The 21,640-nt window shown below is 60.1% G+C and carries 23 protein-coding genes; 19 read left to right on the top strand and 4 right to left on the bottom strand.

What is annotated here, in order from left to right; genetic code table 11:
- Nucleotides 1-14 precede the first annotated feature (14 nt).
- On the bottom strand, nucleotides 15-1,055 hold the full coding sequence (locus tag BM234_RS01040; RefSeq protein WP_092059786.1) for a LacI family DNA-binding transcriptional regulator: 1,041 nt from the start codon (nucleotides 1,053-1,055) through the stop codon (nucleotides 15-17).
- Nucleotides 1,056-1,474: 419 nt separating this feature from the next.
- On the opposite strand from BM234_RS01040, the gene BM234_RS01035 reads away from it, so the two are divergent.
- From BM234_RS01035 to BM234_RS00985, 11 genes are all read left to right on the top strand, one after another.
- Nucleotides 1,475-2,755 carry an amino acid ABC transporter substrate-binding protein gene (locus BM234_RS01035; protein WP_217645935.1) on the top strand — a complete coding sequence of 427 codons (1,281 nt, stop codon included), beginning with the start codon at nucleotides 1,475-1,477 and terminating at the stop codon, nucleotides 2,753-2,755.
- A gap of 69 nt (nucleotides 2,756-2,824) precedes the next feature.
- The gene (locus BM234_RS01030) at nucleotides 2,825-3,568 is read left to right on the top strand and encodes an ABC transporter ATP-binding protein (RefSeq protein WP_092059782.1); all 744 of its coding nucleotides are present in this window, start codon (nucleotides 2,825-2,827) and stop codon (nucleotides 3,566-3,568) included.
- Complete coding sequence (locus BM234_RS01025) at nucleotides 3,568-4,296, top strand: ABC transporter ATP-binding protein (protein WP_092059780.1); 729 nt, start codon at nucleotides 3,568-3,570, stop codon at nucleotides 4,294-4,296. The genes BM234_RS01030 and BM234_RS01025 overlap by 1 nt, the downstream gene beginning before the upstream one ends.
- Before the next feature lie 13 nt (nucleotides 4,297-4,309).
- On the top strand, nucleotides 4,310-5,188 hold the full coding sequence (locus BM234_RS01020) for a branched-chain amino acid ABC transporter permease (protein WP_092059778.1): 879 nt from the start codon (nucleotides 4,310-4,312) through the stop codon (nucleotides 5,186-5,188).
- Entirely contained in the window at nucleotides 5,185-6,240 is a 1,056-nt protein-coding gene (locus BM234_RS01015) for a branched-chain amino acid ABC transporter permease (protein ID WP_245752423.1), read from the top strand. The genes BM234_RS01020 and BM234_RS01015 overlap by 4 nt, the downstream gene beginning before the upstream one ends.
- Nucleotides 6,241-6,244: 4 nt before the next feature.
- Nucleotides 6,245-7,027 carry a glutathione S-transferase family protein gene (locus tag BM234_RS01010; RefSeq protein ID WP_092059774.1) on the top strand — a complete coding sequence of 261 codons (783 nt, stop codon included), beginning with the start codon at nucleotides 6,245-6,247 and terminating at the stop codon, nucleotides 7,025-7,027.
- A gap of 7 nt (nucleotides 7,028-7,034) precedes the next feature.
- Nucleotides 7,035-7,985 carry a dioxygenase family protein gene (locus BM234_RS01005; RefSeq protein ID WP_092059772.1) on the top strand — a complete coding sequence of 317 codons (951 nt, stop codon included), beginning with the start codon at nucleotides 7,035-7,037 and terminating at the stop codon, nucleotides 7,983-7,985.
- Entirely contained in the window at nucleotides 7,978-8,724 is a 747-nt protein-coding gene (locus BM234_RS01000; RefSeq protein ID WP_092059770.1) for an SDR family NAD(P)-dependent oxidoreductase, read from the top strand. Before BM234_RS01005 ends, BM234_RS01000 begins: the two co-directional genes overlap by 8 nt.
- Complete coding sequence (locus BM234_RS00995; RefSeq protein ID WP_092059768.1) at nucleotides 8,724-9,602, top strand: beta-keto acid cleavage family enzyme; 879 nt, start codon at nucleotides 8,724-8,726, stop codon at nucleotides 9,600-9,602. The genes BM234_RS01000 and BM234_RS00995 overlap by 1 nt, the downstream gene beginning before the upstream one ends.
- A gap of 21 nt (nucleotides 9,603-9,623) precedes the next feature.
- Nucleotides 9,624-10,628, top strand: a complete 1,005-nt coding sequence (locus BM234_RS00990; RefSeq protein ID WP_092059766.1) for a quinone oxidoreductase family protein — start codon at nucleotides 9,624-9,626, stop codon at nucleotides 10,626-10,628.
- Between the two features lies 1 nt (nucleotide 10,629).
- Nucleotides 10,630-10,974, top strand: coding sequence for a cupin domain-containing protein (locus BM234_RS00985; RefSeq protein ID WP_092059764.1), 345 nt, complete (start codon nucleotides 10,630-10,632; stop codon nucleotides 10,972-10,974).
- Between the two features lie 102 nt (nucleotides 10,975-11,076).
- Here BM234_RS00985 and BM234_RS00980 read toward each other — a convergent pair whose 3' ends face one another.
- On the bottom strand, nucleotides 11,077-11,829 hold the full coding sequence (locus tag BM234_RS00980) for a DUF1353 domain-containing protein (protein ID WP_092059762.1): 753 nt from the start codon (nucleotides 11,827-11,829) through the stop codon (nucleotides 11,077-11,079).
- 229 nt (nucleotides 11,830-12,058) lie between these two features.
- Between BM234_RS00980 and BM234_RS00975 the strand changes: the two genes are divergently transcribed.
- The 3 genes from BM234_RS00975 (at nucleotide 12,059) to BM234_RS00965 (ending at nucleotide 13,982) form a co-directional block, all read left to right on the top strand.
- Nucleotides 12,059-12,622: a carboxymuconolactone decarboxylase family protein gene (locus BM234_RS00975; RefSeq protein WP_092059760.1), complete on the top strand. Its 564-nt coding sequence runs from the start codon at nucleotides 12,059-12,061 to the stop codon at nucleotides 12,620-12,622.
- Between the two features lie 112 nt (nucleotides 12,623-12,734).
- Nucleotides 12,735-13,382 (top strand): DsbA family oxidoreductase, encoded by a 648-nt coding sequence (locus BM234_RS00970; RefSeq protein ID WP_092059758.1) that lies wholly within the window; start codon nucleotides 12,735-12,737, stop codon nucleotides 13,380-13,382.
- Nucleotides 13,383-13,433: 51 nt separating this feature from the next.
- Nucleotides 13,434-13,982 (top strand): TetR/AcrR family transcriptional regulator, encoded by a 549-nt coding sequence (locus BM234_RS00965; protein WP_245752421.1) that lies wholly within the window; start codon nucleotides 13,434-13,436, stop codon nucleotides 13,980-13,982.
- 41 nt (nucleotides 13,983-14,023) lie between these two features.
- Here the strand turns inward: BM234_RS00965 and BM234_RS00960 are convergent, their stop codons facing one another.
- A complete protein-coding gene (locus BM234_RS00960) occupies nucleotides 14,024-16,207 on the bottom strand; it encodes a xanthine dehydrogenase family protein molybdopterin-binding subunit (RefSeq protein WP_092059754.1) in 2,184 nt (727 codons plus the stop codon).
- A gap of 4 nt (nucleotides 16,208-16,211) precedes the next feature.
- On the bottom strand, nucleotides 16,212-16,676 hold the full coding sequence (locus BM234_RS00955; RefSeq protein WP_092059752.1) for a (2Fe-2S)-binding protein: 465 nt from the start codon (nucleotides 16,674-16,676) through the stop codon (nucleotides 16,212-16,214).
- Between the two features lie 191 nt (nucleotides 16,677-16,867).
- Between BM234_RS00955 and BM234_RS00950 the strand changes: the two genes are divergently transcribed.
- The 5 genes from BM234_RS00950 (at nucleotide 16,868) to BM234_RS00930 (ending at nucleotide 21,635) form a co-directional block, all read left to right on the top strand.
- Nucleotides 16,868-17,875 (top strand): AraC family transcriptional regulator, encoded by a 1,008-nt coding sequence (locus BM234_RS00950; protein WP_092059750.1) that lies wholly within the window; start codon nucleotides 16,868-16,870, stop codon nucleotides 17,873-17,875.
- Between the two features lie 284 nt (nucleotides 17,876-18,159).
- Nucleotides 18,160-19,257: a transporter substrate-binding protein gene (locus BM234_RS00945; protein ID WP_092059748.1), complete on the top strand. Its 1,098-nt coding sequence runs from the start codon at nucleotides 18,160-18,162 to the stop codon at nucleotides 19,255-19,257.
- The gene (locus tag BM234_RS00940; protein ID WP_092059746.1) at nucleotides 19,254-19,847 is read left to right on the top strand and encodes an ANTAR domain-containing response regulator; all 594 of its coding nucleotides are present in this window, start codon (nucleotides 19,254-19,256) and stop codon (nucleotides 19,845-19,847) included. The genes BM234_RS00945 and BM234_RS00940 overlap by 4 nt, the downstream gene beginning before the upstream one ends.
- Complete coding sequence (locus BM234_RS00935; RefSeq protein ID WP_092059744.1) at nucleotides 19,840-20,715, top strand: ABC transporter permease; 876 nt, start codon at nucleotides 19,840-19,842, stop codon at nucleotides 20,713-20,715. The genes BM234_RS00940 and BM234_RS00935 overlap by 8 nt, the downstream gene beginning before the upstream one ends.
- Nucleotides 20,715-21,635 carry an ABC transporter permease gene (locus BM234_RS00930; protein ID WP_092059742.1) on the top strand — a complete coding sequence of 307 codons (921 nt, stop codon included), beginning with the start codon at nucleotides 20,715-20,717 and terminating at the stop codon, nucleotides 21,633-21,635. The genes BM234_RS00935 and BM234_RS00930 overlap by 1 nt, the downstream gene beginning before the upstream one ends.
- The last annotated feature ends 5 nt before the right edge of the window (nucleotides 21,636-21,640 follow it).

Genomic DNA, 21,640 nt, shown 5'->3' with positions numbered 1-21,640 from the left:
CACAATCTAGAGCCTCAACTGCGAATTCCGTCCGCCCTAGGTGCCGAAACACTGTCCCGTTCCATCAGTTGAACGGGAAGTATTGTTTCACCCGGTACATCCCCCCCTTGCCCACTCAACATCTTCACCAAAAGCCCCGCAGCAGCGGCCCCTGCCTCAAATTGCTGAATTCTCACGGTTGTGAGCCGCGGCGGTATCATGTCGAGAAACGGCATGTCGTTAAAGCCAGTCACCGAAATATCATCCGGGCAGGCAAGCCCGACAGCAGCGCAATGATCGATCGCTCCGAGCGCCAACCGATCATTGGCGCACAGAATTGCTGTTGTGTGGGGATCTTGGGCCAAGATTTTGGCGGTGGCCTCGCGTCCGCCTTGCTCGTCGAATTGCTCAGCCTCGGCGATGGCGAGCGCTCCACTATCGAGCCCCATGTCGGTGGCGGCCTTGCGGAAAGCATCTAGGCGAAGTTGACCGGTGGAGAGTTCCAGCGGACCAGCGAGATGCGCGATCCTGCGATGTCCATGATTGTACAATAACGAGAAGACTTTCCTGATCCCATCCTCCTCATCGTTGATAAGATAGGGAATGCCTGTCCCTTCGATTTTCCTGTTAAGCGTAATGACGGGCAGGCCAGACCGCGCCACTTTGACGATTGTGGGATCTTCCAGCAGCACCGCAGTATGAATGATGCCGTCCACTCCTCGATCCAGGAGAATCTCGATCAGACGCTTGTCCCTCCCCCTCTGACTGTCGGTATTCACGATGATCGAGGCGTATCCTCTCGGCTCCATCACGCTTTCGATGCCACGCACGATCGGGGGGAAAATCGGGTTCGTGATATCCGGGATCACCACGCCGATCGTCATCGTTTTCCGCGTGCGCAGGCTAGATGCGATTCGGTTCGGCCGATAGCCGAGCCTCTCTGCGGCATCCCGCACCCGTACGACGACATCCTCGCTCAGGGGCGTATCACGCTTGGGATCGAGCGCGCGCGAGACTGTGGAGACGTGCACCCCAGTTTCGCGTGCTATGTCCTTCAAGGTCGCGCGTTTATTCATGAAACCTCTCACTCATCTGCTTTGGGATGATAGTTCAGGTTTAGTTAGCGTGCAAACGATTGCGTATTTTTCGTTGACGTAGGGGAGAACGCTGTCTACCGTTAATGCAATCGATTGCATTAATACGTTTGGAGGACGTCTGATGCGATCTCGAAGAGGGGGGATCCTTTGACTAGGCGCGCGCAGGCGGTCCGCGACGGCTATAAATTGGCCGGGGATCGCATGGGTAAGGTAGAGCACCCGTTCTCGCGCTGAAAACCGCAGGCGCATCATATACTCGAAGTCCGGGTGATCCCGCGCCGAACGAAAAGACGTTTCACAGATCCGCGACAAACGCGGGCAGGAGTTGAGAGGCCAAAGGCCCGAACTTCCAACAAAGCGCAAACGATTGCGCGATGAAGCCAATGAGGAGGAAAGATATGAAAACCAATTTAGCCCTCGGTCTTGCGTCCATTGTCGCGAGCCTCGGCGCACCTGCGTTCTCGCAGGACGGCCCCATCAAGATCGGCGCATCCCTGCCCCTTACCGGCAGCTTCTCGATCGCCGGACAGAAGCACCAACAAGGATACGAGCTTTGCGTTGATCTCATCAACGAACGAGGCGGTATACTGGGCCGTGAGGTCGAGTTGATCGTTTCTGATAACCGCTCCGACCCGGCAACTGCGATCAACCAGTATGAGCGGTTCCTGAACGTCGACGGCGTCGAAGCCGTATATGGAACCTTCTCTTCCCGGCTGTCCTTCCCTGTGGCCAATATACTTGCGCGCAACGGGATGGTGCATGCGCTTCCCGCTGGCGGTGCCTTGCGTATCTACGAGCAGGGACACGACAATATCTTTTATTTCCAGCCGAATGCCGCTGAATATGTCGGGGCTTCCCTCGCGGGTGTGGTCCGAGACCTCGTCCCGGCTGAAGAGGCTCCCAAAACGGTTGCGATCATTTCCGCAGATGACTTTTTCGCAAACGGCGTCTGGTCTGGTCTGATGGGAGAAATCGTCACTGACCCGGCGGACGGCAGCGAGGTCGCGGACCTGTCGCCCGGCTACCTTGCTGAACTGGGACTTGAAGTTGTCTATTCGGAGCGTTGGCCCGAAGAAGGTTTCAACGACTGGCTCAACCTTGCCAACCAAGTGCGCCAAACCGAACCGGATCTCATCATCGGGCTCACAGCTTCGGCCGAGGAAGCGGTACAACTGACCCGTGCCTTCGATACCGTTCGCGCGACTCCGCAGATGGTCTATTTCAGCCAAGGCACGCAAGCCGAATACCTAGAAGGGACCGGAGACTCGGCTCAGGGTGTACTGGTTCACACTTCGTGGCACTCGGATGCGCCTTTCCAATCGCTCCTTGCCGGTTCGGAGTTTTCAAATCAGGATTTCGTAGGCGCCTATGAAGCCGCCTATGGGTCCCCCCCTGATGAAGACAGCGCAATTCCCTTCGCAGTTTGTCAGGGTATCGAACAGGCAATGGTCGGCGCGGGAACAACCGACAATGCCGCGATGGGAGACTGGCTCGACGCCCGCACCAAGGAAGACGCGGTGCGTACAATTCTGGGGCGCTTTTCCTGGGATGATCGCGGCCTGCCTGTCGAAAAGCCATTCCTCATGACCCAGTGGAATGACGGAGAACTCCAGTTCATTTACCCCACGGACGAATTCGAGGGCGTAAGCGCGATGAGCTACCCCAAAGGCAGCTTCTGATCTGACACCGGCCCCGGTTTGGGGAAGACCAAATCCGGGGCCAATCCCAACTAACGAAAGGTCAGGCCAATGCTCGAGATCAAGGGGTTGTGCAAATACTTCGGTGGGATCAAGGCCGTCGACGATTGCAATTTCGGCGTCGAACGAGGTTCGATCACCGCACTGATCGGGCCGAATGGTGCCGGGAAGACAACTGCCTTCAACTGTATCAGCCGCACCGCGATGCCCACGAAGGGTTCCGTATGGCTGGACGGTGAGCGCATCGACAAACTTCGCCCCCATCAGATCACGCAACGCGGATTGAGCCGGACGTTCCAGATCAGCCGAAACCTCGCTGATATGACCGTACTGGAAAACGTGATCTGTCAGTCACGTATCGGCGGCTGGCGTGATCTCATGAAACCCGCGATGAGTTCAGATGAAATCGACAAGGCCATGGGTATTCTCGACTTCCTCGGAATTACGAGAATTGCCTACGAAGACGGCTCCAATCTCTCTTATGGGCAAAAGAAGCTGATGGATCTGGCGGCGCTTCTCATGAGCGATCCAAAGATCATCCTGCTCGATGAGCCTGCGGGTGGGGTGAATCCGACGCTGCTCGAAGAGATCGTCGGACATATCCGCAAGCTCAACGATCAAGGGCTCACAGTACTTATCGTCGAACACAACATGGAACTGATCATGCGGCTCAGCCACCGGATTGTGGTCATGGCCCAAGGCCGGGTGATTGCCAACGGCGCGCCCGCGGAAATTCGTGAAAACCCCGCTGTCCTCGACGCGTATCTGGGCGGTGTTCTGGAGGAGGCAGTCTGATGCCCGAGCTACTCGATGTCTCAAGCCTCACAGCAGGTTATGGCGACGGGCCTGCCATTCTCGATGGGGCCCATCTGACGGTGCAACCCGGAAAGGTCCATTGCATCATCGGGCCAAACGGTGCTGGCAAATCGACCCTGCTGAAGGCGATCTGCGGGATGCTCAAGATCCGCAAGGGCGATGTGAAGTTCAAGGGCGAAAGCCTCAAGGGACTGCGACCCGATCAGATTCTGCGCAAGGGGATCTGCTTCGTCCCACAGGAACGGGCCCTGTTTCCCAAAATGACCGTTCGTGAGAACTTGCGGATGGGGGGCTATTCGCTAGCCGACAAAAGCGGGCTGGAACGCGCTATCGACGAGATTGAAGAGCGCTTTCCCATCCTCAGGGAACGCCGCGACCAACATGCGGGTACGATGTCCGGAGGCCAGCAGCAAACGCTTGCAATGGCGCGAACGCTCATCGTCAAGCCCGATATCGTCATGCTTGATGAGCCATCGCTCGGGCTCGCGCCGAAGATCGTTCAAGAAATGTTCGACATCATGAAAGTGATGGCCTCCGAAGGGATCACGATCCTGCTGGTCGAGCAGAACGCGCTGATGGGGCTAAAGAACGCCGATTGGGGAGTCGTGCTCGACCTCGGGCGTACCCTCTTTGAAGGCCCCGCCGCAGAGGTGATGGCCGACCCGCGCATTCAGGAACTTTACCTCGGCGGCAAGAAAGCCGCCTGACCGGGAAGCAACCATGGAACAGATCATTCAAACACTCATTCTGGGGCTCGCCCTGGGCGGTGTCTTTGCGTTGATGGGATCGGGCCTGAGCCTCGTTTTCGGCGTCATGCGCATCGTCAACCTCGCGCACCCCTCCCTGATCATTGCGGGCGCCTATGCAACCTACTGGGCCTTCAAACTGTGGGGGATCGATCCGCTTGTGATGTTGCCGGTCGCGGCCATTATCCTCGCGGCGATTGGCGTGCTGCTCTACAAGCTGGTCTTTGAGCGGGAGGCGCGGTCCGCGAAATACTCCGAGATGACCGTCCTGCTGACCTTTGCGACGGCCATGATCGTCGAGGGCGCATTGGGCGGCATGTTCACCAATACACAGCGGGTCACGTCCCCGAGTTATGCCACAGACGCGATCTTTATCGGCAATATCTTCATCCCCACGGGACAACTTTATGCCGGCATCGTCTCGTTGCTCATCATCTCCGCGCTGGCCCTCTTCCTGAAGTACTCCCGCTTCGGCAACGCCATTCGTGCAACGACGCAGAACCGGGAGGCGGCAGAGTTGCTGGGCGTCAACGTGAACCTCGTCTGCATCATGAGCTTTGCTATCGGGATCGGGCTTGCCGGGGCTGCGGGATCACTGGTCTCCTTCGTCTTCTCATTCTTTCCAGCCAAGCATTGGGAATGGGTCGCGGTGCTGATGTCTCTGGTCGTTCTCGGGGGGATGGGTTCCATCCTCGGCACGGTCATCGCGTCTTTCATGCTCTGCGTCGTCGCCGCCTTCGTCGGGGCCTATGTCGGCGCGACCTGGTCAACGATGACCTTCTTCCTCGCGCTTTTCCTCATCTTGCTGATCCGTCCTCAGGGGCTGTTTGGTGAAAAACCGGAGCTTGCATGATGTCCGTCGTTTCCGAAACTCTCACCGGCGATGCGGCCTCCTCAGTTCTGGAGGCGCGCCGCGCACACAATGAAAAACTGGCCGCAAAGTCTGACAAGGCGCGCGCGATCTGGTTTCCTATCGCTCTTCTGCTGCTCCTGCTCGCGCTACCGGCTCTGCAGGTCATCGGAAACTTCAACTATGTGCTGCACCTCGTGCTCTTCACCGCCTGCTATGTCACGATGGCTTCGGGCTGGAATATCTTGGGTGGGTTCACCGGGTACATCAGCCTCGGGCACAACGTGTTCTTTGCCATCGGGGGTTATTTTGCGGGTATGATCCTTGCCCGCTACGGGATCTCGACGATCCTCATGGCACCCTTCGCCGGCCTGCTTTGCGCGGCGGTGGGCTACCTCATCGGGCGCGTCACGCTGAAAACCCGGGGTCCCAGCTTCATCATCTCATCCCTGGCGCTGGTGATGATTGCACGGATCCTCTTTGATCACTGGAAGTTTGTGGGCGGGGCGAATGGCGTTGCGCTTCCTGCGAATGACCTTTCGGTAGAGTGGGCAAAACTGCCCTACTACTACGCGTTCGTGGTACTCGCCGCGTTTTCCGTCTGGCTCTCCTACAAGATCAAACACTCAAAATTCGGCCTCGGGCTGCGCGCGATTTCCAAGGATGAGATCAAGGCAGAGAGCGCGGGCATCGACACACGTACCTACAAGGTTCTCGCCTTTGCTATTTCGGGCGCGCTTGTCGGAATGGCAGGTGCGATCTGGGGAGAATATCTCACCTACATTCGCCCCAACATCTTCCTGATCATTCTTGTCAGCGTGAACATGGTGCTGATGTGCATTCTCGGCGGCAAGGGCACCATCGCCGGGCCCGTCATCGGGGCGATCATGATCATCGCCTTCAATGAACTCTTCGTGGCGACCCTGGGCGCGTCGGAGATCAATATTCTCGCGACAGGTCTGCTGATGGTCATCGTGCTGCTGTTCTTTCCACAAGGAATCGTCGGCACGCTCGCCAAGCACCACAAACTTCCGCGCATCCTGAACTGGGACTGAAAAAATGGGTTTCACGCTCTACAACGCCCCGCAATCGACCTGCTCGCAGCGCGTTCGCTTTACGCTTCACGCGAAGAACGCAGAATTCGAAGAGCACAAGCTCGACCTCTTCAGCGGCGACCAACTCAAACCCGAATACCTTGCGATCAATCCCAACGGAGTTGTTCCCGCCCTTGTCCATGATGGTGTTTCGGTAATCGATAGCGCCGTGATCATGGAGTATCTCGAAGACATCCGCCCCGACGTGGCACCGCTTCGACCGACCGATCCCGCAGAGATCGCCAAGATGCGGTCGATGATGCGGTTCATCGACGAAGTCCCGACGCCCGCAATACGCGTTCCGTCCTACAACCTCGCCTTTCTGCCCCACTTCCAAAGCATGACCGAAGAGGCGTTTCAGGCTCTTGCCGACAGCAAACCTCTTCGCCGTGAGTTCCTCTTGAAAATGGGTCGGACCGGGTTTGCCCAATCGGAAATGGACGAGGCGAACGGGCGGTTGCGCCGGGGCATTGATCGGATGGCCCAATGGATCGCCGCGAGCGGGGGGCCATGGCTCATGGGCCCCGAGATGACGCTTGCCGATATCGCGATCATGCCCGTCGTGGTTCGCATGGCCGACATCAACCTCGACGAGATGTGGTCCGACAAACCCTCCATCTCCGCTTGGCTGGAAGCCATCCGGGCCAGCGCCCCATTCGGCAAGACCTACTACCACGGTTCGCTGCTGACGGAAAAATACCCCCATCTCGCGCAAGGCAAGTCAGCCGCGCACGAACTGTCGAACTAGGTGCGCCATGACAAATGAGAAAGATCAAGCACTCTCCAACCTCATCATCTCCAAGGAAGCGGAGGTCACACCCAAGGTCCTCAACGCGATGCAGGATACTGACAACCTGCGCCTGAAGGAATTGATGACCTCCCTTGTCCGTCACATGCACGACTTTGTGCGCGAGACGCGCCCCACGGAGGAAGAGTTTGAAAGCGGGCTTCGCTGGATCACCCGGCTGGGCCAGACCACCGATGAAACCCACAATGAAACGGTTCTCGCGGCGGATGTCTTTGGCATCTCCACCCTGATCGACCTGATCAACAATGACGGGATGCAGGGTGAGACGATGTCGGCGCTTCTCGGGCCGTTCTATCGTGGGGAGAGCCCCGTCTGTGCCTTTGGCGGGACAATAGCGCGCTCTGATACGCCGGGGGCGACGCTGTTCCTGCGCGGGCGCGTCGTGGATGTGGACGGCTCTCCGATCGAGGGTGCAAAGCTTGATATCTGGCAAGCTTCGCCCGCTGGACTTTACGAAAATCAGGACCCTGAGCAGGCGGACTATAACCTGCGCGGGGTTCAGACCACAGGACCGGACGGGCGGTACCTCATTCGTTCGGTCCGCCCTGCGGGCTATCCCGTTCCGACCTTCGGGCCAGCCGGTGATCTTTTGCTTGCGCAGAACCGCGATCCGATGCGGCCCGCACACGTGCACTTCATCGTTTCGGCCCCCGGCCACAAGACGCTGATCACACAAATCTTCACCGACACCGAAGAGATGATGGCGGCTGATGTGGTGTTCGGGGCCAAGAGGCAGATTTGCGGGGATCTTGTCGAGCGCAAGGAACCAGACCCCGAATATCCGGACGCCGAACTGCCCTTCTTCACGTGCGATTACGACTTCATCCTGAAACCCGGAACACCGACGTTCCCGATCCCGCCGATCTCCGGCAAAGCGAAGGCGGACCACCATGACTGATAGCCTCAAGGGAAAGACCGCAGTGGTCATCGGTGGATCGGGCGGCATCGGAGCAGCCACATGCCACGTGCTTGCAAGGAACGGTGCCCGCATCGTGATCGGCTATCGCAGCAACCGAAACGCGGCGGATAAACTCGCGGTCGAACTGCCCGACGAAGGTCACAGTGTGCATCAGGTCGATGTCATGGACACATCCAGTATCGATGCCCTTGCGCGGGACGTTTCGGAGCGCATCGGCCACGCAGATATCCTCGTCAATGCCGCCGGGACGACCACACCCGTTGCCCATGGGGATCTTGTCGGTCTGTCGGACGAGATCATTGATGAGGTCTTCGCATCGAACTGGCGCGGTGTCTTTGCGACGATCCGGGCCTTTGCGCCCCTGCTGAAGGCCACTGGTGACGGGGTGATCATCAACGTCTCTTCGATTGCAGCCTACAAGGGGTTTGGCTCATCCGTAGCCTATTGCGGCGCCAAGGCCGCGCTCGATTCCATGACGCACACGCTCAGCCTTGCCCTTGCCCCCGAAATCCGCGTTCTCTCGGTTTCGCCCGGCATGGTGTCGACCGGATTTGTCCCGGGACGCACCGAAGAACAGATAGCCAAGGCAGGCGCTGCGACGCCGTTGGGCAAGGTAGCGACCCCTGAGCATGTGGCCGATACGATTTATGCCGCCGTGGCGCACATGCCGCTCAGCACCGGTATCCGCATCGCGGTAGACGCAGGCAGGGCCCTCTGATGCAATCGCGCGTCATTGTAACCTGCGCGGTGACAGGCAACCTTGCCACCCGCGAGAACCATCCCGATCTCCCGGCGACACCCGAAGAGATCGCAACCGCGTGCCTTGAGGCCGCGGACGCAGGGGCGGCAATCGCCCATATCCACGTGCGGGACCCCGTCACCGCGCGCCCGTCGATGGATCTCTCTCTCTATCGCGAGGTCGTTGATCTGATCAGAGCAAGTAATTCCAGCCTGATCCTGAACCTCACGACTGGACCGGGTGGGCGCTATGTTCCGTCTGACGACGATCCGGCCATCGCCGGCACTGGCACAACGTTGGTGGCGCCGGAGCGGCGGGTGGAGCACATCACTGCGCTCAAGCCCGATATTTGCACGTTGGACCTCAACACCATGAACTCCGGCGGCCAGGTGGTCATAAACACCCCGCGGAACGCACGGATCATGGCCGAGATCATCCGCGACGCGGGCGTGAAGCCAGAGATCGAGCTTTTCGATACCGGAGACATCGGGCTTGCCAGTGACATGCTTGGCGATGGATCGCTTGACGGTCCCTTGATGTGCTCGATCGTAACCGGCGTCAAATACGGACTCCCGGCCACAGCGGACGCACTTTCCGTAGCGGCGCGGATGCTGCCGCAGGGAAGCACCTGGACGGGCTTCGGGATCGGCCGAATGGCCTTTCCCATGCTGGTGCAGTCTTGGCTTCTGGGCGGACACGTCCGCATAGGCATGGAAGACACAAGTTACATCGCCAAGGGCAAGCTGACCGCGGGCAACGGCGAGCTGACCGAACGCGCTTGCGATCTGATCGTGAAGCTCGGAGCCCGTCCCGCTTCCCCGGACGAGGCCCGCGCCCTGCTCGGCCTCGCAGCTTAGAACAATACAGGAGACACACGAATGGATGTGCAGACTTCGCTCAACTCTGGTCCGGCGCTTCGCGTCGATGAGAAATCTCCCGACCTCGACAACCTCAAGATCATCTTGCACGACGCGCCGAAACCGGTCGTCGGTCCCGGTCAGGTCCTTGTCGAAATCGTCGCCGCAGGGGTCAATCCCTCCGACGTAAAGGCGTCGCTTGGCCATATGCCTCACGCGGTCTGGCCGCGTACACCGGGGCGGGATTTCGGCGGCATTGTGCGCGAAGGACCCGCCTCGCTGATAGGAACCGAAGTCTGGGGCGGCGGCGGTGAGTTGGGTATTACGCAAAACGGAAGTCACGCACGCTGGATGGTATTGCCGCAAGCGGCAGTCCGCGCCAAACCCGAAAACTTCAGCTTCGAGGAAGCTGGCTCAATCGGGGTGCCCTTCATCACCGCGTTCGAAGGGTTTCGCGAGGCGGGCGGGGTGCAGCCTTGGGACAATGTTCTGATCTGCGGCCCCAACGGCAAAGTCGGCCAAGCAGCGGTGCAGCTTGCGACATTGGCCCGCGCACGCGTCTTCTGCGTTGATTACAAGCCGTCGACCTTTTTGGGCCATGCCAGCGGCGAGGTCGAGATGTTCGACCAGTCTTCGCAGGACGTCGCGGCGCTGATCCGGGAGAAGACGGGCGGCCACGGAGTCGACATCGTGTTCAATACCGTCGGTAGCCCCTACTTCGAATTGGGCAACGCCGTGATGGCCAAGCAAGCGCGACAGATCCTCATTTCCACCTTCGAGCGACCTGTGGATTTTGACATCTTCACCTTCTTTCGCGGGCGTCACAAATTCATCGGCATCGACACCTTGGCGCTCGACAGCGTCTACGGGGCCAAGATCTTCGACAAGCTCAAGCCGAAATTCGAAACCGGATTGCTCAAACCGTTTCCGATCAACCCGGCCGCGATCTATGGGCTTGAGGATGCAGCGACGGCCTATGCCTCGGTGCTGCGCTCTACGAGCGACCGCGTCATTCTGAGGCCCTGAAATGGAGATCACACGTATCACAGAGGCGCAGCCGTACGACGCGCCCGGACACTTCGGGATGGCCTGCTTGCGGCTTCAGGGAAAAGAGGCCACCGGCGCTAAATCCATGTGGATGGCGTTGTCGCACCTGCTTCCGGGGGGGCGTACCTCCCTGAAGGCCTCTGATCAGGAGAAGCTCTATTTCGTGGTCGAAGGACTGGTCACCATCAGCAACGGTAGTGACGAGGCAGTACTCTCCCCCCGCGATTCCTGCCTGATCGCGCCGGGTGAGGGACGTGAATTGCGAAATGACACCACGCTTCCCGCGACGATCCTTCTGGTGATGCAGGAAACGTCCGCGTCCTAGACTCTCCCGGTAATCCGCCTGTTCGCTGAGTCGCGCCTCGGGCGTTCTTCGCACCGCCGGACATCGAGGGCGCGCGCTTGCCGACCCCGGCCCTTGGCGACGTCACTCGAAGCTGAAGGTTCCAATGACCCGATAAGCCGCGCTGCCGGCCTGCATCAACTCGGCACCCTTTGCCGCGTCAAGCGGGGAGCGGGTACGAAGGGCAGAGCGCCGGCCCTGAAGCTCTTCGACGACCGCGCGGTGGCTTGCGGTCAGATCCTCACTCGCGCAGGTGCCTTTTGCAGTCCAATATGCGTGGGTCAGCGGCCCGGCGGTGACGTTGGATATGATCGGTCCGGATAGCTCATGCCCGCCGTCAATCTCATAATCGTCAACCAAGGTACGGATCGTCTCTGCCATGATGATCGCGCTCTCGCGAAAGCTCATCCCATTTATCTTGCGCATTTCATCCGTGATGAGGTTTGCGGCAATCGCTTCGTCGTTCAAGCATTTGCGTGCGCGAAAAATCCAGTCGTGGATCACATATGCGGGGCCATAGCCCCATGCGTTGAAGCCCCGCAGAGACTGCACGGACCGCGGCACGGATCCGCCATCGGTATAGAAGGCCTCTGGCCGGATCTCACGGGTCTTTCCATCAGCACCCGATCGCCAGAAAACCAATTCGTTTCCTTCGACGGGAACGTAGAGAAACCTGCCATCCCCGACATTGGAATCTTGGCCCGGACCGACCCAGACAACGACTGCTTCCCCTTCGAAATTTCCGCGCGGGACATTGTCGTAGTCCACCACCGCGCAACCACCCAAAAGGAGCCCAAACGCGGCGACGAGGATCAAAGGGCTAATACGTCGAATCATAAGCCATGATCTTCTGCGCGGCGCTCGCGGGTCAACACGGCCGTTCCAGCAGCCTCCGCTCCTTCGGGTTTCCCCTCACGAAAGTACCCGGACAGCCTAACGCGCGCCTCACGTTTGAGTGTTCACTCAAACGTCCCCATTGAGTGATCGCTCAAAGTACCTATCTCCCCCTCATGCTTAGCCGCGATGGCCGAGTGACCAAACGACTTGCCACTCACAAGGAGATCCCATGACGGACTTTACTCTACACACCGAAGACACTGCACCCGATGCCGCCAAGCCGCTTCTCGAAACGTCCAAATCAGCATTCGGCTTTGTTCCAGGCCTGCATGCCGTGATGGCCGAGTCGCCCGAGCTTCTTGAAGCCTACCAACGTGTGCATGAGCTCTTCCTGAATTCGAGCTTCGATGCGGATGAGAAGACCGTCGTTTGGCAAACGGTAAACGTGGAAAACGCCTGCCACTACTGCGTCCCGGCCCATACTGGGATCGCGAAAAGCATGAATGTGGATGATGCGATCACCGACGCACTGCGCGAGGGAACCGCGCTGCCGAATGAACGGCTCGAGGCGTTGCGGTCCTTTACGCTCAAGCTCGTGCGGCAGCATGGCAACCTGTCGGAGGCAGATGTCGACACGTTCCTCGACGCAGGGTTTACCAAACGCAACATCCTCGAAGTGATCCTCGGCTACAGCCAGAAAGTCATGTCGAACTATACCAACCACGTGGCAGAAACGCCGGTGGACAAGGTGTTCCAGAAGTTTGCATGGTCTCCGGCCGACAAAGCAGCGTGACCCATGATTGCGGTCCCCCAATGGGGGCCGCACCCACTCCAACCGGGCCTCAGGTTGATCTAGGCTCCGGTAACACGATATCTGCCGTACCAAGGCCGAGAAAGGACCACAGATGACTCAGACGCCGCTTCGCATTGATATCATCTCGGATGTAATGTGCCCGTGGTGCATCATTGGCTTCCGGCAACTCGAACGCGCGCTCGACTCCGAGGGTGTCGCCCATGAAATCCACTGGCACCCGTTTGAGCTAAACCCAGAGATGGCGCCCGAAGGCCAGAACATGCGCGAGCACATCGCCGAGAAATACGGAGCAACACCAGAGCAATCCGCACAGAACCGCGCCCAGATGACCACTCTCGGCACAGATCTTGGGATCGACTTCCGGTTTTCCGGGGATATGCGCATGCACAACAGCTTTGCCGCGCATCAACTTTTGCACTGGGCGGGCGAACAAGGGCGGAAACACGATCTCGAACTCGCTCTTTTCACGGCACATTTCACCAACAACCGCGATCTCTCTAACACAGAGGTGCTGTTGGACATCGCCGCCGAGACCGGGCTGGATCGCAACGAGGCTCAAGCGGTGCTTGCCGACGGGCGCTTTGCGGATGTGGTGCGGGAGCATGAGCACTTCTGGCTGCAGCAGGGCGTGCGCGGCGTGCCCGCCATCGTATTTGCCGGCCAGCATCTCGTGACCGGCGCGCAAGGCAGCGACACCTACGCAAGCATCCTGCGTCAACTGACCGAGAAAGACGCCTGAGGCATGGCGCGTGCCGCCCCATACGATCGCGCCAAGACGTTGGATTCGGCGATGTCACTTTTTTGGTGCAAAGGGTATCACGCGACCTCCATCAAGGACCTCGAAGGCACGCTTGCGATGAAGCCGGGCAGTATCTATGCCGCTTTCCAGAGCAAGGAAGCGTTCTATCTGCTCGCGCTTGAACGCTATTTCGAGACGTTCCGCGAGCAGTTTCGCGCCCAGATTTCGGAGGCGTCCTCCCCGCTTCAGGGGCTGGCAGATCACCTTCGTGCCTATGCTTTGCTGTCACCCGAAGACGGCACGCGACAAGCGTGCATGATCGTCAAATCATTCGTTGAGACACGCAACACGGAGCCCGCGATCGCGGAGCAGTCTAAGGCATATTTTTCTGCGATGCGCTCCGAAATCTCTGCGGCTTTCGACGCTGCGCAGGAGCAGGGCGAGATCGCGACAGACGTCGATACCTCGCGTTTGGCGCATTTGTTTCAGGCCTATGTTTCCGCCCTGCGGTTCGAGTTACATCTCGGGAGCCCGCAAGATGAGATCGAAGCGCTTGCCGAAGACATGGCAGGCGCCATCGAAGCGCTCCGCGTCAAATAGCGCCGCCTTCATCTCTTATGGCAAAAGCGGCGCGACCTTTTTTAGACGAAATCAACCTGCGTCAACATGGGTAGTTCAGTCACACGCTCGCCCCCGGCCCGCGCAATCGCATTCGCCAGTGCGGGAGCGGACGGCGGAGTGCCCGGCTCGCCAACGCCGGTCGGTGCCTCCATTGAAGGGAAGACTGCGACCTCGATCCCGCCGATATCGGAGATCCGCAGCGGCTCATAGTCCGGGAAGTTGTACTGGTCCGGCTCGCCCTCTGTCAGAGTGATTTCGTTGCGCATGGCATGGCCCAGCCCATAGCCGATTCCGCCTTCGATCTGGGCGCGGATCACATCGGGATTGACAGGCACTCCGCAGTCCACGGCGGCAAAGACCTTCTCGATCTTGACCGGCTCCGCCTCTCCGCCGGAAATCTCCACGACCTCCGCCACGAAGGAGCCGAACGAATGGTGGACAGCCAGCCCCCGCGCACGCCCCTCGGGTGCCCCCGCATCCCAATCGGTCATGTCCGCCACGCGGCGCAGCACGCCCGCCATCCGGGTCTGCGCCGGGGTTTCACCCGGCAGCAGCGACAGGCGCAGAGCCACGGGATCCACTCCCGTCTCCTCTGAGATAAGGTCCATCATGCTTTCCATGACATAAGCCGTGTGCGTGTGCCCGACCGAACGCCACCAAAGCACAGAGGTCGCCTTTTCATGATCGGTTAGCCCAACGGCCATACCGGGGATCGCATAGGGGCGGTCCGCCACACCTTCGACAGAGGAATGATCCACCCCGTCTTTTACGGACATCTGCTCCATCGAAGTGCCCTTCATGATCGACTGACCCGCAATGCGATGATCCCAGCCGAGGATTTTGCCCTCTTCGGTCAGCCCGACCCGGACGCGGTGGGCAAAAGCGGGCCGGTAGTATCCGCCGCGAACGTCGTCCTCGCGAGTCCAGACCAGCTTCACCGGGCGGGTGCGATCCGTCATCGCAAAGGCCATGGCGCATTCGAGGTTATAGTCTGCAGTCGGATTGGCGCGCCGACCGAAAGACCCACCCGCCAGAACCGTGCGGACCTCCACCTTTTCCATCGGCAGGTCCAGTACCTGCGATAGGGTCATATGCCCGAAGGTTGGGAACTGGGCCCCGTCATGCAGGATCGCGCCCCCATCTTCCCTCGGCTCTATGGTACAGGTGAGCGGCTCCATCGGGGCATGGGCCAGCAGGGGGAAATAGAACGTCTTGTCGATCACTTTGGCTGCGCCGTCCACATTGGCGGCGGTAGCGGCCTGATCCCCCCAATTCTGATAGGTGCTCTCACCGTTTACCCCGGCAAGCAACTCCTCCCGGATCTGATCCGAAGACCGGTTTTCGGCATTGCTCATGTCCCAATCGACACTGATCATATCGCGGGCGCTGATCGCGGCCCATGTGCTCTCAGCATAGACCGCAACCCCAGACGCATCTGGCAACGCCTTTGCCATGACGAAACCGCGCATGCCTTCGGCACCGCTCGCGTCAAAACCGGCAACCTTGGCACCCATGCGCGGCGCATGAGAGATTACAACCACGAGCTGGTTGTCGAGTTGGATATCCATCGCAAAGAGACCTGAGCCATCGATCTTCGACGGGGTATCCTTCCGGCGAACGGCGCCCTCCTTGCCGATGAGACGCCACTCTTCGGGTTGGCGAAGGCGCGGCTCCGTAGGGGCTGTCATCGCGGAGGCGCGAGTCACGAAATCGGAAAGCGGTGCGCTTTGCCCCGCACCGGCAATCTGGCCATCCACGATATCAAGTTCCGCTGCCTCGGCGCCCCACTCCTGCGCGGCTGCTGCGATCAGCATTTCCCGCGCGGCGGCCCCCGCCTTGCGGTACTGCTCATAACTGTTAGCCATGGCGGTCGAGCCGCCAGTGCCCTGAAACGGTCCGAAAAGCAGGTTGTTGTAGACTTGGGGGTTGGACGGAGCGAACGCATAGTCGATCTGCTCCATCGTGACGCCAAGCTCTTCGGCGATCAGCGTGGTGAGCCCGGTGGTCGGCCCCTGCCCCATCTCGAAATGCTTGACGATTGCGGTCACGCGGCCGTCCGCGCTGATGCGAACGAAGGGGTTGAGGTCCTGCGCCGTGTCCGTTCCGGCGGCGAGAACACCATCGGCGCGAACACCTACGAGCAATACGGCGGCCCCCGCAGCAGCACTCTGAAGAAACCCGCGGCGGGATGTGGTCATGGTCATACGATCAACCCTCCAGAATTTCGGCGGCGCGCTGCACGCCCGCGCGAATACGTTGATAGGTGGCACAGCGGCAGGCGTTGCCCCACATGTAGGCGTCGATTTCATCGGCGGAGGGTTTGGGGTTCTCTGCGAGCAAACCTGCCGCGGACATGATCTGTCCCGACTGGCAATAGCCGCACTGCACCACATCAAGCTCCGTCCATGCCTGCTGGATTGCGGCACCCACGCGGTCGCCCGACATGGCTTCGATGGTTGTGATCTCAGCCCCCTCGACGTCTTCGACATAGGTTTGGCACGAACGCATCGGCTGGCCGTCCACATGAACAGTGCAGGCCCCGCAAGCAGCGACGCCGCAACCGAACTTGGTCCCTGTCATCTTCAACTCATCACGGATCACCCAAAGCAGGGGAGTGCCCTCTTCGGCTTCGACCACCATGGTCTTTCCGTTGATCTTCAACTCGCGTGTCATCAGAGTATCTCCATCGGCTGCCGGCCTGTGGCCGCAATTCCCGCCCAGAATACGCCGCATGCCTCCAATAAAAAACTTGCAATTCGCGCCAATTATTCAGCAAATTGCGCCACGCAAGCCAATGCACGTGACCGGCCCGCTACGCAGTGCAAAGTCCGGCCCATTCGCGCTCCCTCGGAACGATCACACTTATGTCAGCTTCAAGCCACTTTCCCGTCGCCGCCGTCTGGCTTCAGATTTGCACCCTGCTCGATGTCTCCCCTGGGCGTGTCCTCGCGAGGATCGGCCGGTCCGCAGATTTTTTTGAGAACGAGGGCAAAGGCGTCGATGCTCAAACCTACTTTGCCCTATGGGAAGCGTTCGAGGCAGAATACGGCGATGCAGACCTGCCGCTTCGACTTGGACAAGGCGCAGCGCGGGGTCCGTTCCAACCGGCCTTGCTCGCCTTCTCCAGCAGTCCGGATGTTCAGACGGGCCTGCAAAGGCTTGCGCTTTTCAAACCACTTGTTGCACCCATCCGTCTGGAGATCACCGAGCAAGAGAGCAGGCTCGACGTCGTCTTTCATCCCGAAGGACCTGCGCCTGTGCCTGACATCATGGCCGCGACCGAGATCATCTTCTTTCTGGAATTCGTCCGGACCTTTACTGCCCATCGCATTGTGCCTCTGGCGGTTGAGCTTCCGGAGCTTTCTCGGGTCAGCGAGGCTTATGAGGCATTTGTCGGCGTACCCATCCGCGCGGGCGGGCGAACCATGCTGTCCTTCTCCGCACACGATGCGCAGCGCAAACTTATCTCCGCCGATACGGAATTTTACGCTCTGATCGAACGAGAGTTGCTCAGCCGATTGTCCTGTCTGGAACAGGAGGGCGGCATCGTTCAGCGCGTGCAACGCTGCGTGACCGAACTGCTGCCCTCGGGCCAGATCTCAACCGATAGGGTTGCCGAGCGATTGGGCCTGAGCAAACGGAGCCTGCAACGCAAACTCAAGGAAACCGGCACGTCGTTCCAAGCGATCCTTGAGCAAACCCGCGCATCACTAGCCCTGACCTACTTGAGGGAAAAGCAGCTCAGCGCGGAGGAGACCAGCTATCTCCTCGCCTATCGAGATCCAAACTCATTTTATCGCGCGTTTCACGGCTGGACCGGGATGACCCCTGCGCAGGCGCGGGAAATGTCCGAGGCCGATCCCGTTTCCTGAGACGCGCGACGGAACCCTTCTCAATGGGAGCGCCCTTCAGGCCCCCTATGGAAGACCGCTGGTCGACCCCACACAACCTCTCGCAGAACGAAGCCCAAAATATGTGCAGCTGTCGAGCCTGCACGCAAACGGACCTGAGAAATCCCATGCGGGAGGTTGACAGTGGGCCCTCGCCCGGAAAAGCCTGACATACGAACATAGTTGGCATTCACGCCCCGCGATCCCGCAGCGCCCCATTTGGGGAGGTAGGGATCTGCGGGGTTTTTTCGTTCTGGGAGACCGCTTTGAAGCGCAAAATCGGCCTTGGCATCCTATTTTCACGGTCCGGCACCTACTCGCTGCTCGGCGAGGCCAGCCGTGCTGGCGCATTGAAAGGGATCGCGCAGGTCAATGGGGATCCGACTCTGGATGTGGCCTTTGACCCGATCGAACGTGATCCGGGTGGGAACGTCGATGCCTACGCTCCCCTGTGCGAGGAAATTCTGCGGGATGAAGATGTGCGCCATGTGGTCGGTTGCACCACCTCTTGGAGCCGGAAGGAAGTCATTCCCGCATTGGAGCGTATGGACGGCGCCTTGTGGTATCCGACCCCCTATGAGGGTTTCGAAGCCTCCGACCGCATCGTCTATACCCACGGCTGCCCCAATCAGCATTTGCTCCCCCTCATGGAATACACCTTCTCGCAGTACGGGATGCGCGGTTATCTGACGGGGTCAAACTATATCTGGGGCTGGGAAATGAACCGCCTTGCCCGGGAGATCGTGCTTCGCGGAGGCGGCTCTGTGCTTGGGGAGCGCTACCTGCCCCTCGGGTCAACCGAAGTGGGCCGGATCGTCGAGGAGATTGCCGACCTCAAGCCCGATTTCGTTTTGAACCAGCTTATTGGTCCTTCGCAATATGCGTTCCTTGCCGCCATGGCTGAATTGCGCCATCGCGATCCCTTCTTTGGCGCGGCCAACTGCCCCGTTCTGTCGTGCAATCTCACGGAATGCGAACTGCCCGCGATTGGCGCTCCTGCCGAGGGGTTGATTTCTGCCGGTCCTTGGTTCCGCGGGTTGCCGCAACCGATGCCCGGAAACTTCGGACGGGATGATTTCATCTCCTCACTTGAGGCCGCCGCCCATGCCTCCGTGATGATGCTGGCGCATCTTCTCTCGGGCAACCCCGGTGGTGAAAAGCTCCCGTTATCACTGCTGCTGTCACGGCCGGAAGCTGCGCAGATGGGGTTGAGCGCGCGGACCCACCACAGCCGCCTGCCCGTCGCGATCGCACAGGTTCGGCAAGGGGCTTTCCACCTTTTGCGGAGTGCGCCCCCGCGCGATGGCGACCCCTATCTGACACGCGACATCGCCGTCCCGGCGCCACTTCGGGTCGTCAAATGAGACGGAAGCTTCGCATACCTGACCTTGGCGGGGCGCGGGCCGCAATCCTGCATCGGCCGCACCCGACCGTAAGCGCGCTCACCCGCCAGTTGGAGGCAATCGGGTTGGACGTAGATTGCCACTGGCCAGAGTTGCCGCCGTCCGCGCGCGCCGCCGACTATCTCTTCATTGACGTGGATACCGCCCATGAGGATCAGTTTCCCTGGGCTCCGGGGGAGGCCCCGATGCCGATGATCGCGCTCGTAGGTTCCGAAGCTCCAGGCCGGATCGAATGGCTCATGAATTTCGGGGCCGATGCCCAGATCCTCAAACCCGTCGGGGATGGAGGCGCTTACTCAGCCCTCTTGATCGCCCGCGCGACATTCGATGCGCGCGCCGAACTGGCTTGTGAGATCGAGGCGCTCCGACGGCGACTTGGTCAACGTCAGACGGTCGTGCGCGCCGTTGCCATGCTCGCCACACGTGGAAAGTCCGAGGACGAGGCATATGCCCAGCTACGCGGGCTGGCCATGGCATGGCGCGTGAGCTTCGAAGAGGCTGCCGAACGGATCGTGGCCCCCGCCCCCGGCGAGGAGACCGACAATGGTTGAAGCGACCGCAATACCGCACGCAGGCCCGTTGCGAAGGCTCTTGCGCCGCAAGCTCGCGCTGTTCGGCCTCGCGATTATCTTTCTCGTGGTGGGAGGTGCCGTTTTCGCCCCTCTGATCGCGCCGTTTCCTCCAGACGAGCAACTCTTCGAAGGGCTGACGCTGTTCGGTGAACCCATGCCGCCGGGCGGCGATTTCCTGATGGGCACCGACCTTCTGGGGCGCGATCTGTTCAGCCGGATACTCTACGGCGCGCGAACGTCCCTGATCATCGGGGTCGTCGCCAATGGCGTGGCGCTGGTGATCGGCACGCTGGTCGGCGTGCTCGCCGGGTTCATCCGCGGCTGGTTCGGCGCGGTGCTCATGCGTTTCACCGACCTGATGATGGCATTCCCGGCACTGCTGCTCGCGATCTGCCTCGCCGCAATCTTCCAGCCCTCGCTCTGGATCGTCGCCATGGTCATTGCGCTGGTGAACTGGGTTCAGACGGCCCGCGTGGTCTATACCGAAACCACGTCGCTAGCGGAGCGTGAATTCATCGCCGCCGAAAAGACCCTCGGTGCCTCCCGCACGCGCATCCTTTTCCGGCATATCCTGCCGCATCTCGTGCCGACCCTGATTGTCTGGGGCACGCTGGGCATCTCCGTCACTGTTCTGCTGGAGGCGACGCTCAGCTTCCTCGGGGTGGGCGTGCAGCCCCCGACCCCAAGCTGGGGCAACATCATCTTCGAGAACCAGACATATTTTCAGGCCGCGCCCTGGCTGGTCTTTATCCCCGGTGCCGCGATCCTGCTGCTTGCACTGGCGTTCAACCTGGTGGGCGATGCACTGCGCGATGTGCTCGACCCGACACAGCGGGGGGCTGACTGATGGCTGGTTATCTGTTCCGGCGGCTTGTTCAATCGGCGCTGATCCTGTTGGGGGTGAGCTTCATCACCTTCCTGCTGCTCTATGTGCTGCCCGCCGATCCTGTGCGCCAGATCGCGGGCCGCTCGGCCACCGCCCAAACGGTCGAGAACATTCGCGAGCAACTTGGCTTGGATCAGCCGATGCTCGTGCAGTACGGGAGATATCTCACCGGCCTCGTACAAGGCGATATGGGCCGCAGCTATCTACAAAAAACAGAGGTTTCCTCTCTTATCGCCGCGCGCCTTCCCGCGTCTCTCCTGCTGATGGCGGGGGGCATCGCTTGCGAGTTGCTGATTGGCCTGACCTTCGGGATTGTCGCCGCGATCTATCGCGGACGCCCGCTCGATCAAGGCCTGATGGTGACCAGTTTCGTGGCCGTCTCGGCGCCGCAGTTCGTCGTGGGCCTGCTCTTGCTCTACCTCTTCGCGGTACGGCTCGGCTGGTTTCCAATTGGCGGCTACGGCACATTCGCGCATCTTGTGCTGCCCGCTCTCACGCTGGGGATCATGGGCTCGGGCTGGTACAGCCGCATGATGCGCTCCTCCATGATTGACGTGCTGCGCCAGGATTATATCCGCACCGCCCGCGCCAAGGGATTGAGCCGCCGCCGCGTTCTTCTGCGCCATGCGCTTCCCAATGCGATTCTGCCGATCATCGCCATGATCGGCATCGATATCGGCATCTTCATGGGCGGGATCGTCGTGGTGGAAAGCGTCTTTGGCTGGCCCGGCATCGGGCAATTGGCATGGCAGGCGATCCAACGCGTCGACATCCCCATCATCATGGGCGTCACGATGGTTTCCGCCGCAGCAATCGTGCTCGGCAACCTGATTGCCGACCTCGTCACACCGTTTATCGACCCGCGCATCAAGCTGCGGTGAAGCAA

Origin of the sequence: Poseidonocella pacifica (assembly GCF_900111875.1) — a bacterium.
Taxonomy (GTDB): Bacteria; Pseudomonadota; Alphaproteobacteria; order Rhodobacterales; family Rhodobacteraceae; genus Poseidonocella; species Poseidonocella pacifica.
This window is presented reverse-complemented; position numbering and strand designations above follow the sequence as displayed.